The sequence below is a fragment of the Methylomonas sp. Uni0009 genome (assembly GCF_054188105.3).
On sequence record NZ_JBTAFN010000001.1, the window covers coordinates 2,731,057 to 2,743,778 of the forward strand.

Below are 12,722 nucleotides of genomic sequence, written 5' to 3' on the forward strand. Positions count from 1 at the left end.
CATGTTCCTGCATATTAATGAAGCTAAATATCTCGACGAATACAAGGTCGCTGTCACGTTCAATGACGGCAAATCCGGCGTGGCCGATCTCTCCTCTGCGCTCACTGCTGGCGTATTTAAGGTGCTGCAAGACAAAACCGAGTTTGCCAAACTCAGAGTGGATGAAGAACTGGACACCATTAGCTGGCCGAATGGCTTAGATCTGGCTCCGGAATTCGTTTACTTCCAGGCCTTTAAGGATGACCCTCACCTTCAACTGCAATTCAAAGCATGGGGCTATGCAGGCTGATTTGCGGATATTTAAAGGTATGAGCGCCATTCAGCAACTGTTGACCGAACACCTGGATCTCTGGACCGCTGCCGACACCGTTAAAAAGTCAGGCCGGGGCCGTGGGGCCGGCACGGCGGCCAGTGTCTATGGCATCAAGAAACTGCGCGAGCTGATTTTGGAACTGGCCGTGCGCGGCAAACTGGTGCCGCAAGATGCTAACGACGAGCCGGCCAGTGAATTGCTGAAACGGATAAAGGCGGAAAAGGCCAAGTTGATTGCGGAAGGCAAGATCAAGAACAGCAAATCCCCCCTAACCCCCCTTTTGCAAAGAGGGGGATCAAATTCAACGGCAGTCACAGCAACGACATCAACGTCAACTTCAAATCCTCCCCCCTTTGCAAAAGGGGGGCCGGGGGGGATTTCTGATGAACAGCAGCCGTTTGAATTGCCGCAAGGGTGGGAGTGGGTGAGGCTTGGTGAAGTTTGTTCTTACATTCAACGCGGCAAAGGTCCTGTTTATACCGGTAAATCTGACTATTCGGTTATATCCCAAAAATGCGTTAGGTGGACTGGGCTTGATCTTTCCCAAGCACGATTTATCGATTCAGACTCGATACATAAATACGAAGCTATAAGGATGCTTTGCGAGGGAGATGTTTTATGGAATTCCACCGGAACAGGCACTATCGGGCGCGCATGTGTTATCCCTGAGTTGGAACATAAGCAAATTCTCGTTGCAGATTCTCATGTGACGGTAATCAGACCGATCTCCTTTTTGAGTGTTTTTTTATGGCGATGGATTCAAAGTCCTTCCGTCCAGTCCAAGATAGAAAGTGCCGCCTCGGGAACGACCAATCAAATTGAATTAAATACCTCTACAGTTATTTCACATCCATTTCCATTGCCACCCGTCGCCGAACAACACCGCATCGTCGCCAAAGTCGATGAGTTGATGGCGCTGTGTGACCAACTGGAAAGCCAGCACAATAACGCCGCTGAAGCCCACGAAAAACTGGTCAGCCATTTGCTCGGCACGCTCACTTCCACAAACGTTCGTCCTGAGCTTGTAGAAGGACCATTAGCAAAAGATGCCGCTCATGCTTCGATCATTCGACAGGCTCATGACTCAGTACGAACGGAATCTTTTGCCGAAAACTGGCAGCGCATCGCCGCGCATTTCGACACCTTGTTCACCACCGAAGCCAGCATCGACGCCCTCAAGCAAACCCTGCTGCAACTGGCGGTAATGGGCAAACTGGTACCGCAAGACCCAAACGACGAACCGGCCAGCGAGTTGCTTAAACGGATTCAGGCTGAAAAAGCTAAGTTGATTGCGGAAGGGAAGATAAAAAAAGATAAACCTCTGCCGCCGATTGCTGAAGATGAAAAGCCGTATGAATTACCAGCGGAATGGGAATGGCTGAGACTTGGTGTTGCTCTCGACATAAATGGCGGAGTGACACTCGGTAGAAAAATAACTGGTGTAGATTTGGTTGAACTGCCCTATTTGCGCGTGGCAAATGTTCAAAGAGGTCATTTGGTGCTTGATAGCATCAAAACTTTAGAAATACGTCAATCTGAACTAGGACGGTATCAACTGCTCAAGGACGATTTGCTCGTAACGGAGGGTGGTGACTGGGATAAGGTTGGAAGGACAGCTATTTGGAATTCTGAAATAGAGAGTTGTCTTCATCAAAATCATATTTTCAGAATGCGTCGATTAACGAAAGATCTATCTAGCTTATGGATTGAGATGTATATGAATTCGATAGCAAAAGCATATTTTCAAGCAGCTTCAAAACAAACTACTAATCTCGCATCTATCAATATGACGCAGTTGAAGAGCTGTGTGATTGCAGTTCCACCACTGCGAGAACAACACCGCATAGTCGCCAAAGTCGAAGAACTGATGGCCCTCTGCGACCAACTTAAAGCCCGTCTCGTCGCCGCTAATCAGTTGCAGCAAAAGCTGGCGGATGGGATGGTTGAGCGGGCCATCATGTCGTGATGTATTGCTCACCGCCTGAATAGAAAGCCGCCTTCAGTCATTTTTCAGAGCGTTTATACCCATGGGCCGTCGCTATATCGTCCGCTGAGCCGGCCTGTGCTGGGCGCAGCCGATGTGGCCGGTGTACAAGGCACCCGGCGCGCTGCTCATGAACCATGCCGTATTCCCCAACAAAACATAAAGGCGCGTTATTGCTGAAGCTGTGGATTATTGCCTCCGGCTGCCGGTAATTCGCCACAGATGTAGGGGCGGGCGGCTTGTAAAGTGCTTATGCCGGCAAACAGCAAGGGTTTGCGACCCGACCGATCAGTGGTCGTCGCCGGTCAGATGGCAATAGGCATTGCTATTTGGCTCCGGCCAACAAGGGAGGAGCTGGCCAAGAGCATCAGCGATTTGAATTGGTGTGCCCAAAACGGCATGCGGATGAGCGCTTCGCTTAAAGGCGGATCGGTTCAAGTCGCGGTTTGGAACCACCTTTTTAGCGGTGGGAATTTATTGATATTTCAAAGGAGCCAGTCAAATGAACACGCAAGTAAATCAAAATTTTAGGGTTCTGAATACGGAAGAACTGCAACAGGTAGCCGGCGGTTGGTGCGGAACGCCTTACCCAGGTTTCTGGAAAGGGCCAAAACCTGGTCCGCTGCCCGACTTGTTTAGTGGCGCGGTCAGCAAGCTATCCATGGTCAGTTTGAATCCGCAACCGTTGCCACCCGCTGAAATCAGTTTTTTCGCGCAGTAAGCGCTTAAGCTTAGAAGAGCCGGCCCCGTGCCGGCTTTTTTACGTGGCGGCAAGTAAATAAAGGCTGAGTTACCGGCCTAAAAAAACCATGCCGCCAACAACTTGCTTACTAACGGCATGGCAGGTAGGAGAGGAGTGCAGGACGATTTAAACGCTGGCTTGTTTGCGTTTACCCAAGCCCATAACGCCCAGGATGCCGCTTAGAAACAGCCAGGTGGCAGCGGGCAGCGGTACGGCGGCAACGCCGGATACCGAGAAGGCTTGGTTAAACGTGGTGCCGCCGACGATGTCGGTGCCGATTCTCAGCCAGTCCGGGTCCAGGTTGCCGTCGCGTATCCAGGATTGCAAATCCGGCGTGAACGGGCCGCTGCCACCGACGATGGGTTTGGCGGCAGACAACCAGAGGAAATTGCCGTTTTTCAATTCCACCTGCGGCACGAAAAAGTAATGGTCGGCTGCCAAGGAGATGGCGTCGTTAAAATTAATGTCAAATCTGACTTCCTGTCCGGAAACAGCGCCTTCGCCGCCGGTGGTTTGGTTGGGCAGCGGATGAATGCCGTTGATTACCGAGTTGCCGGCCAAGGCGTTGCTGTTTAGTAATGTGACGCTGTAGCTCAAGGAGTTGTCAGCCGATTCGCGGCCCAAAAACGCCACATCCGAAGGCGAGTTGACGCGGGTAGGCACGCGGCCGGAGGGCGGGTTTACGGAATCCTTACCAAATACCCGGTAGATTTCCACATTCACATTGGCGATGTCACTCAGCGTGGCGCCGTTGGCGAGCAAACCGGTGAACGTGGCTTGGTTTAATTGGGTGTGTTGCGTTAATACAAAGTCGTCCGCTGATTCTATTTCCCGGCTGGTGCCGCCGGCTTGCGCGCCGGTGGCGATGCGGTAATCCGGGCCGCCCGTGCTGAACGAGAAGGCTGCGGCGTCGGCGTTGGCGGCGAACAAGGTGGAAACGGCCAAAAGGGGGATTAATTTGCTTTGCATGTCGGTACTCCTAAAAGGGTTAAAGTGCTGAGAATTGGTCTCGGATAAAGAAACTGCTGGCAGCTTCTGTCTCTAACAATGCGAGTAGCGTGCCAAGAAAGTTTTTTATAAATATATGTTTAAAATCATTTAGTTAGGATTTGGTTTTTCCTTGTTTGTGCCGGCGGGTGGGTGCGACGAAAGTTGCAGCAAAGGTGCTGGAAAGCGCTGCGATGCCGGTCATTAAGCGGCGGAGGGCGGTTAACAGAGTGGCTTATTCAGCAACTTTTGTCTCAGGGGGGTAACGGAAAGCTTAAATGTAGCGTGATAATCAAAGAAAAGGCCGTTGATCCAGTACGAAATTTAGCCTTACCCTGATTTCAATCGAGGATAGAATGAAGACCGGATTCGTAAACCACGCTTTGACACACGTAAACATGACGCAGAAAAGTATGGCTGGGCTTTTTTTAGCGGTTGGCATGGGGATGGCCTTAACGATGGCCGCGCGGGCGCAAACCCCGGAACCGCTGGCGCCCTTACCGCTCACGGTGGCTTTAGATGCCCCGCGCGTGGTGTTGGGCCAACGCTTATTTCATGATCCTAAACTCTCCGACCAAGGCCAGCGCTCTTGCGCCAGTTGTCATCCCCTAGACAGCGGCGGCATGGACGGCAAGGTCCGCGCCGAAGCGGCGGACGGGGTGTCGCGGCTGCGCAATACTCCCAGTTTGTTCAATGTCTCGTTCAACTACTTTTTTAATTGGGATGGGGTAGTCACCACACTGGAAGCCCACACCGAAAAAGTCATGCTGAATCCGAAAATCATGAACGCCAAGTGGCCGGAGTTGATCGAGCGTTTGCGCGCGGTGTCGGATTATGTCGATGCGTTTAGCCGAATCTACCCCGACGGCTTGACCAAAGCCAATGTGGTAGACGCCTTGAGCCATTTCGAACGTAGTTTGATCACGCCCAATGCCCGCTTCGACCGCTTTCTACGCGGTGAAACCGCGGCACTTGATACTGACGAACAGGAAGGCTTTCATTTGTTCAAGGCCTTGGGCTGCGTGGCCTGCCATCAGGGCGTCAATATCGGCGGCAATCTATTTCAGAAGTTCGGCGTATTCGGCGCACCGCAAGGGCCGCAAGAGCCGGTGGACGAGGGCCGTTACAGCGTCACCGGCAACGACAGAGACCGCGGCGTGTTTCGGGTGCCAAGCCTGCGCAATGTGGCCGTCACCGCGCCGTATTTTCACGATGGCCGCGCCGCTACCCTGGAAGCGGCGGTGGATACGATGGCCGAGCATCAATTGGGTAAGCGGCTGGCGGCGAAGCAGCGCGATGCTATCGTCAAATTTCTAAAGACATTGACCGGGGAATACGCCGGCAAGGCTTTGGTTGCTAGCCAAGCAGCCAAGCCATGACCGCGATTTCTTGGCGGCCCAGGTTGATCGTCGCCGGTCTGTTGCTGGCCCTGACCTATCTCTGGCTGCAAAGCGCCAGCCCGGAACTGGAGCGGCGTAACCGCCTGCAAAGTACGTTGCGTATCATCGAATTGCGCGATGCGGAACTGATGCGCGATATTTTGCTGGCCCGCGCCGGCTTGCTGGCTAACTACGATGCCCTCACCCAAGCCGGCCAGGAGTTGCTGCGGTTATCGCAGAGTTTGCAAACCGAATTGCAACCGGCGAATGCTGAAGCGGAGAGGCTCATGGGTACATTGGCTGATCAGCTAACGGCAACAGTGCAGGAACGCTTGGGGCAGATCGAATACTTAAAATCCGATAACGCCTTGTTGCGCAATTCGGTGATGTCCTTCGACGAAATAGGCAAAACTTTGCGCGCTGCTGCGAAGCCCGGTGATGCCGCCAAGCTGGGCAATTTATGGCGCTTGATGTTCAGTTTCATGGACAGTCCGCAGCCGGAATTGGCCGTGGAAATTCAGCAGGAGCTTGATCGGCTGGCCGGACTGGCCGCGCAGTCGGACGACTATCGGGTGCTGATCGCCCACGGCCGGCTGATCATTGACGTATCGCCGAAGGTGGATACGCTCTTGCGGCAGATCATCGCCCAGCCTATCGTCAGCCGGCTTGATGATTTGCAACAAGCCCTGCGCCAGTACAGCGGCAGCGTGGAGCAACAAGCCGAAATCTATCGTTTGGCGTTGTATTTAGTCGCCGTCGTCTTATTGGCGTATTTGCTGTATCAATTTGTCCTGCTCAGGGCAAACACGCTGGCTTTGCGAAAGGCCCATGCCAATTTGCAACAAGAAACCAACGAACGCTTGCAAGCCGAATCCTGGTTGCGGGAAAGTGAAGCCAGACTGCGCGCCATTACCGACTCGGCGCATGAAGCGATTGTCTCCGTGGACATGCAAGGCAATATCGTGTCCTGGAACCAGGGCGCACAGCTGATGTTTGGCTTTCCGGCAGAGCAGATGCTGGGTCAGCCGTTTCAGCAGTTGCTGGCACACCCGGCGCAGGACCTTTTCGCACAAATTAAGGAAGCACAAGGCGAAAATCGACGCAATAGCCCGATGCGGGAATTGAAAGCGTTAAGGCAGAACAACAGTGTGTTTCCGGTGGAGTTGTCGCTATCCCGTTGGACGCGCGGCGCCGAGCGCTATTCGACCGCGATCATCCGCGACATTAGCGTGCGCAAGCAACTGGAACAGGTGGCTCGCCAGCAAGAGTTGCAACTGATTCAGGCCAACAAAATGACTGCCTTGGGTACTTTGGTGTCCGGCGTCGCGCATGAAATCAATAACCCCAATCAACTGATTTTGTTTAATTCAGGTTTACTTGCCGATATTTGGAGCGATGCGCTGGAGGTGTTGGAAGAGCGTTATCAAGCGGCCGGCGAATTTTCCTTGGGCGGTTTGCCTTACAGCGAAATGCGCGGTAGTGCGGCGGTGTTGATCCGCGATGTCAGGGATGGCGCCAAACGCATCGAACGTATTGTCGCCGAACTGAAAAACTATGCCCGCCCGCCCAGCAGCGAGGCTCCGGTATCTTTTGCGATTAACGAGGTGGTGGAGCGGGCGTTAGGTTTACTGAAGCATCTGATAGACCAAAAAACCCGGCATTTCAAAACCGATTTTGCCGAGGGCTTGCCGGAGCTGCGCGGCAATCCGCAGCAGGTGGAACAGGTGCTGGTCAATCTGTTGATTAATGCCTTGGAAGCGCTTCCGGACCCGGAGAAATCTGTTAGCGTTACCACCAAACTTTTGAATGACGGCCGGCAGTTGGGTGTGGAAGTTCGAGATGAAGGCATCGGCATCGCCGCCGAACATATCCAACAACTCTGCGACCCGTTCTTTACCACGAAACAGGCTAATGGCGGCACCGGCTTGGGTTTGGCGATCAGCGCTTCATTGCTGCGCGCCCAGGGTGGTAGCTTAAGTTTTTCATCCGAGCCGGGGCAAGGCACCTGTGCGCGGGTTATTTTTCAGGTCAATCCGGGGCCGGCGATGGCAGACAATCATGCAATGTAAAGACCTGGGCAAGCTGCCTATCTTGTTGGTGGACGACGAAGCGCAATTGCTGCACAGCGCTAGTCTGGTGTTGCGTAGTGCCGGCTTTGCCGAGGTGCTGACGCTGGACGACAGCCGAGCGGTATTGCCGTTGCTGGCAAGCCGGCCCATCGGCGTCATTGTGCTGGATTTGACCATGCCGCATCTGTCCGGCAAGGCGTTATTGGAGCAGATAGCCGCCGAGTATCCGGAAATCCCGGTGATCATGATGACCGCCACCAACGATTTGCAGATTGCTGTAGAGTGCATGCGCAGCGGCGCCAGCGATTATTTACTCAAGCCGGTCGAGCATAGCTGTCTGGTGGCAGCGGTGCGGCGGGCCGTGGAAAGCCGGGTGTTGCGCGCGGAATTTTTGTCGCTGAAAGAGCGGATGCTGACCAACAGCCCCCATGAGCCCAGCGCATTTGCCGACATCGTCACGCAAAGCCCGGCCATGTTTGCTATCTTCCGCTACATCGAAGCTATTGCCGCCTCCCCGCAACCGGTGTTGATCACCGGCGAAACCGGGGCCGGCAAAGAGTTGATTGCCCGTGCCTTGCACCGCTTGTCCGGGCGCGCGGGTGATTTGGTGGCGGTCAATGTCGCCGGCCTGGACGATACCTTGTTTTCCGATACGTTGTTCGGCCATGCCAAAGGCTCGTTCACCGGCGCGGAACGGGCCCGTGACGGATTGCTGGCCAGTTCCGGCGAGGGCACGTTGTTTCTGGATGAAATCGGCGACCTTAGCATCGCTTCGCAAGTCAAATTGTTGCGTTTATTGCAGGATGGTTCGTTTTATCCGATAGGTGCGGATCGGCCCCGGCAGAGCAGGGCGCGCATCATTGTGGCGACCCATTGCGATGTCAGACGGCAAGTCGAACTCGGCAGTTTTCGCAAGGATTTATATTTTCGCTTGCGGACCCATCATATCCAACTGCCGCCGCTCCGCGAACGCCGGGAAGACCTGCCGCAACTGACGCTGCATTTTGTGGAGAAAGCCGCCGACAGCCTGGGCAAGCCTGCACCCAGCGTGCCGCCGGCGTTGTTTCAGTGGTTGCATAATTACTCGTTCCCCGGCAATATCCGCGAGCTCGAAGGCATGGCCTTCGATGCGGTGGCTCGTAGCCGGGGCGGGGTACTGTCCTTGCAGAGCTTCAAAGACGCTATTGCTGAGCACATGCCAAGCTCTGGCGAAGGGGATTTGGCAAGTGCGAATCTGGCATCGTCCGGCAATTTCCCGGAGCGCTTGCCGACTCTGAAGGAAGCCGAAGAGTCACTGATTGCCGAAGCTTTACAACGCGCCCAAGGCAATCAGGGTGTTGCCGCCGGCCTGCTGGGCATTAGTCGGCAGGCTTTAAACAAGCGGCTGATTCGCCGCGACGCGGAGAGCTTCTGAGTCCAAGAACTACTTGTCCGGGCCGGCGTATCAGCCGATAAAACTTAATAAAACAACGCCAAGGAGAGCCAAGCGTGGCTTTAATATCTTTACGACAACTTTTGGATTATGCCGCCGAACACAGCTTTGCCGTGCCGGCTTTCAACATCAGCAACATGGAGCAAGTGCAGGCCATCATGCAGGCCGCCGATGCTTGTGACAGCCCGGTAATCATGCAAGGTTCTGCTGGCGCTAATCGCTATGCCGGCGAGGTATTTCTGCGGCATTTGATCTTGGCCGCCGTCGAGCAATATCCGCATATTCCGGTGGTGATGCACCGCGACCACGCGCCATCGCCGGACATTTGCGCCCAAGCTATTCAATCGGGATTTAGTTCGGTGATGATGGACGGTTCGTTGCTGGAAGATATGAAAACCCCGGCGTCTTTTGCCTATAACGTCGAGGTGACCCGCCGCGTGGTGAACATGGCGCATGCCTGCGGCGTGTCGGTGGAAGGGGAGATCGGTTGCCTGGGTTCGTTGGAAAATCAGCAAGATGCGGATCACAGCCGCTTGCTGACCGACCCCGACGAGGCGGTGGAATTTGTCAAGCAAACCCAAATCGATGCGTTGGCGGTGGCCATAGGCACCAGTCATGGCGCGTATAAATTTAGCAAGCCGCCGACGGGTGAAGTGTTGGTAATCAGCCGCTTAAAAACCTTGCAACAGCGTCTGCCGAATATGCATTTTGTGATGCACGGCTCCAGTTCGGTGCCGCAAGACTGGCTGCAAGTCATCAACGAACACGGCGGCGATATTCCGGAAACCTATGGCGTGCCGGTGGCGGAAATTGTGGAAGGCATTAAATACGGGGTACGCAAAGTCAATATCGATACCGACTTGCGCATGGCCTCCACCGGCGCGATTCGCCGCTTTGTCGCCCAACCGGAACATGCCGCGGAATTGGATGCTCGCAAGATTTACCAAGCCGCCAGAGATGCGATGCAGGCGCTTTGCCAGGCGCGTTACGAAGCATTCGGTTCGGCTGGACATGCCGGCAAGATTAAAGCGGTGCCATTAAGCCAGATGGCGAAAAGCTATTGTTGAGATAGGTAAACGCCGAGCGGATTTTTCGCAAAGTTGCCTATGATTTTCTGACCCTTGAGCGTCATACTTACCTATCCTGCGGGGTTGTCGTTGGCAATCCCGTAAAGCCCGACTGGGCAGTTCCGACAGAAATCCCACCTTAACCCCGCTATTTTTATTCGATGTAAGACTAAAAAAATAATTATCTTAATAATGCTACAATTCGCGCCCGATTAGGTTTGTCCGAAAGTGAGTCCTTTATTTTTTGTCCGTGAGAACGGGAACGGGCTACAGCGTAGTCACTAGGAGGAAATGTGAGAGTTTTGGCTATTGTGTTAATTGCATCGCTGGTATGTTTGATGGGTGCTTGCAGCAAGGCGAATCAGATCAATGCCCGGAGTTTACAGACTGCGCAAAAGTCGGTTTTTTACATCAAAGAACATTTACCGGAAGCCGAACGTATGCCGTTTGAGGTTTCCTATTGGTTATTGCGCGAGCAAATCAAGAATAACGATGAGTTCTTGCAACTCATCGACGGTAAGACTTCAAAAGAGTTGATCGATCTGGGCAAGGAAAATTTTACGAAGCGTAAAGCGGCAGGCGACAAGGAATATGCCCGTTACGAGAATTGGGAGCAGATGATTGCTAAGTCTGCGCAACAACGCAACGCTCAAGAAACCGCCGACAGCGCCGATCCGCGCGACAAAAAGGATTACCCCCGCGTCGACTACAAAATGCACGCGATGTAACTCACGCATTTATGCGTCTGCTACTGGTCGAGGACGATCCGGCCTTTGCTTTGCCGCTGGCGGCTGATTTGCGCGGCGCCGGCTACGTCGTCGATACCGCAACCGACGGTGCGCAGGGCGAGTTCCTGGGGGCGACTGAGCCCTACGATGCCGCGATTCTCGACTTGGGCCTGCCCAAGCTGGCCGGACTGGAAGTACTGAAATGCTGGCGCGCCGCCGGCAACCACATGCCGGTGATTGTCTTGACCGCCCGCGACGCCTGGTACGAAAAAGTCGACGGCTTCAAGGCCGGCGCCGACGACTATGTCTGCAAGCCCTTCCACCCTCAAGAATTGCTAGCCCGCTTGCAGGCGGTGTTGAAGCGAGTGCACCATTTCAACCAAGCCAAACTAAGACTGTTCGGCGTCGAACTGGACGAAGACGAACAAACCGCCCTGATTGACGGCGGCGAAGCTCAACCACTAACCGCCATCGAATTCAGGCTATTGCGCTACTTCATGTTGAATGCCGGCAAGGTGTTGAGTAAGGCGCAACTGGGCGAACATGTTTACAGCGAATCGGCCGAACCCGACAGCAACGTGCTGGAAGTCTACGTCAAACGTCTGCGCAAGATCGTCGGCACCGATTTGATTCATACTCGGCGGGGCCAGGGCTATCTGTTCGGTCTCAAGCCGTGATGTCCTTACGCAAGCGCCTGGGCCGCGGCCTGATCGCGGTGCTGGGGGCGATATTCATTCTGCACTGGATCGCTGCCGACTGGATCATCCGCAGCGCCGCCGAAAAGCAAATGGCCAACCGCCTGGCCGATGACGGCTACTCGTTGCTGGACTCCCTGGCCTACAGCGACGCCGAGCAAGTCACTTTCAATAGCTTCCATATCAGTTCGGTCTACAACCGCCGGCTGTCCGGGCATTATTATCTGGTCAAAGTCGATGCCCTGGCTTACCCGTCGCCTTCCTTGCTGGATTTTCCGCTGGCGGTCGAGGCCGTCGGGCCGGAGCAATCGATGCTGTACCATGCGGCCGGGCCCGAGAAAACGCCGCTGTTGGTCTTGACCTTGGGCGCGGTCCGTTTCGGCCATCGCATCAACATCAGCGTGGCGGAAGACCTGTCGGCGGTCGACCACGACATCACCGCCATTCGTTTGGCCTATTTGGGTTTGACCTTGCTGATATTGTTCAGCGCCATCGGCCTGCTGCGCTGGGACATCCAGCGCGCGCTGCATCCTTTGGTTTTGGTGCGTGCCGAATTGGAGCAGGTCGCCGGCGGCGGCAGGCAACATATCGGCAGCGAGGTGCCGGCCGAAGTCCTGCCGCTGGTCGAGGAAATTAACCATTTGCTGGAATTGGTCGTCCGCCGCTTGCAACAGTCGCGCACCGCGATGGGCAATCTGGCGCACGCGCTGAAATCGCCGATGGCGCTATTGCTAAGAACCGGCGAAGACCCGCATTTCGATGGCCGGCCTGACTTGCGTTCGCGCCTGGATGAGCAAAGCCAGGCTATCCGCCATTGCATCGAACGCGAATTAAAACGGGCGCGGATCGCCGGCGACCAGCAGGCGGCGCCGGCTTTCAACCCGCATAGCGAAATCATCGCCCTGAAAAAGACTCTGCGCGCCATTTACGCCGACAAGCCGCTGGATATTCAAGTCACCGCACCCAAACAACTGCTGCATTTCGACCGGGAGGACTTGATGGAAGTCCTCGGCAATCTGCTGGATAACGCCTGCAAATGGGCGAAGCAGCGGATTGATGTCGAATTGGCGCTGGAAGGCGGGGTAGTGATTCGGGTCGCCGACGACGGCCCCGGTTGCCAAAACGAAGATCTGGCCTACCTGACCCAACGCGGCCGGCGCTTAGATGAGTCGGTGCAGGGCCATGGCCTGGGTCTTGGTATCGTGTCGGACATCGTCAACACCTACCATGGCGCAATATATTTTGGCCGCAGTAAGGTTCTGGGCGGCTTTTTGGTAACGGTGAGTTTGCCGTTGCATCGCTAAAACCGGATTTAAAGCGCCGGGA

The 12,722-nt window shown here is 54.7% G+C and carries 11 protein-coding genes; 10 read left to right on the forward strand and 1 reads right to left on the reverse strand.

Annotation, left to right across the window (positions count from 1 at the left end):
• The first annotated feature begins 1 nt into the window (after position 1).
• The 3 genes from ACWAU0_RS12875 to ACWAU0_RS12885 all read left to right on the forward strand — a co-directional run bounded on the left by ACWAU0_RS12875 (position 2) and on the right by ACWAU0_RS12885 (position 3,018).
• Positions 2–289 (forward strand): DUF2442 domain-containing protein, encoded by a 288-nt coding sequence (locus ACWAU0_RS12875; protein WP_033155599.1) that lies wholly within the window; start codon positions 2–4, stop codon positions 287–289.
• Positions 279–2,279, forward strand: a complete 2,001-nt coding sequence (locus ACWAU0_RS12880; RefSeq protein WP_523070798.1) for a restriction endonuclease subunit S — start codon at positions 279–281, stop codon at positions 2,277–2,279. The genes ACWAU0_RS12875 and ACWAU0_RS12880 overlap by 11 nt, the downstream gene beginning before the upstream one ends.
• Before the next feature lie 520 nt (positions 2,280–2,799).
• Positions 2,800–3,018: a bacteriocin gene (locus tag ACWAU0_RS12885; protein WP_458136904.1), complete on the forward strand. Its 219-nt coding sequence runs from the start codon at positions 2,800–2,802 to the stop codon at positions 3,016–3,018.
• Between the two features lie 147 nt (positions 3,019–3,165).
• On the opposite strand, the gene ACWAU0_RS12890 is transcribed toward ACWAU0_RS12885, so the two are convergent.
• Positions 3,166–4,008, reverse strand: coding sequence for a PEP-CTERM sorting domain-containing protein (locus ACWAU0_RS12890; protein WP_171696144.1), 843 nt, complete (start codon positions 4,006–4,008; stop codon positions 3,166–3,168).
• Between the two features lie 431 nt (positions 4,009–4,439).
• Between ACWAU0_RS12890 and ACWAU0_RS12895 the strand changes: the two genes are divergently transcribed.
• The 7 genes from ACWAU0_RS12895 to ACWAU0_RS12925 all read left to right on the forward strand — a co-directional run bounded on the left by ACWAU0_RS12895 (position 4,440) and on the right by ACWAU0_RS12925 (position 12,700).
• Positions 4,440–5,405 (forward strand): cytochrome-c peroxidase, encoded by a 966-nt coding sequence (locus ACWAU0_RS12895; protein ID WP_523070799.1) that lies wholly within the window; start codon positions 4,440–4,442, stop codon positions 5,403–5,405.
• A complete protein-coding gene (locus ACWAU0_RS12900; RefSeq protein WP_458136906.1) occupies positions 5,402–7,474 on the forward strand; it encodes a DAHL domain-containing protein in 2,073 nt (690 codons plus the stop codon). The genes ACWAU0_RS12895 and ACWAU0_RS12900 overlap by 4 nt, the downstream gene beginning before the upstream one ends.
• Positions 7,464–8,888 (forward strand): sigma-54-dependent transcriptional regulator, encoded by a 1,425-nt coding sequence (locus ACWAU0_RS12905; RefSeq protein ID WP_458136907.1) that lies wholly within the window; start codon positions 7,464–7,466, stop codon positions 8,886–8,888. Before ACWAU0_RS12900 ends, ACWAU0_RS12905 begins: the two co-directional genes overlap by 11 nt.
• 74 nt (positions 8,889–8,962) lie before the next feature.
• Positions 8,963–9,973 (forward strand): class II fructose-bisphosphate aldolase, encoded by a 1,011-nt coding sequence (fba, locus tag ACWAU0_RS12910; RefSeq protein WP_458136908.1) that lies wholly within the window; start codon positions 8,963–8,965, stop codon positions 9,971–9,973.
• Between the two features lie 293 nt (positions 9,974–10,266).
• Positions 10,267–10,701, forward strand: coding sequence for a hypothetical protein (locus ACWAU0_RS12915; RefSeq protein ID WP_458136909.1), 435 nt, complete (start codon positions 10,267–10,269; stop codon positions 10,699–10,701).
• An 11-nt stretch (positions 10,702–10,712) separates the two neighbouring features.
• Entirely contained in the window at positions 10,713–11,378 is a 666-nt protein-coding gene (locus ACWAU0_RS12920) for a response regulator transcription factor (protein WP_033155593.1), read from the forward strand.
• Complete coding sequence (locus tag ACWAU0_RS12925) at positions 11,378–12,700, forward strand: sensor histidine kinase (protein WP_458136910.1); 1,323 nt, start codon at positions 11,378–11,380, stop codon at positions 12,698–12,700. The genes ACWAU0_RS12920 and ACWAU0_RS12925 overlap by 1 nt, the downstream gene beginning before the upstream one ends.
• Positions 12,701–12,722 lie beyond the last annotated feature (22 nt).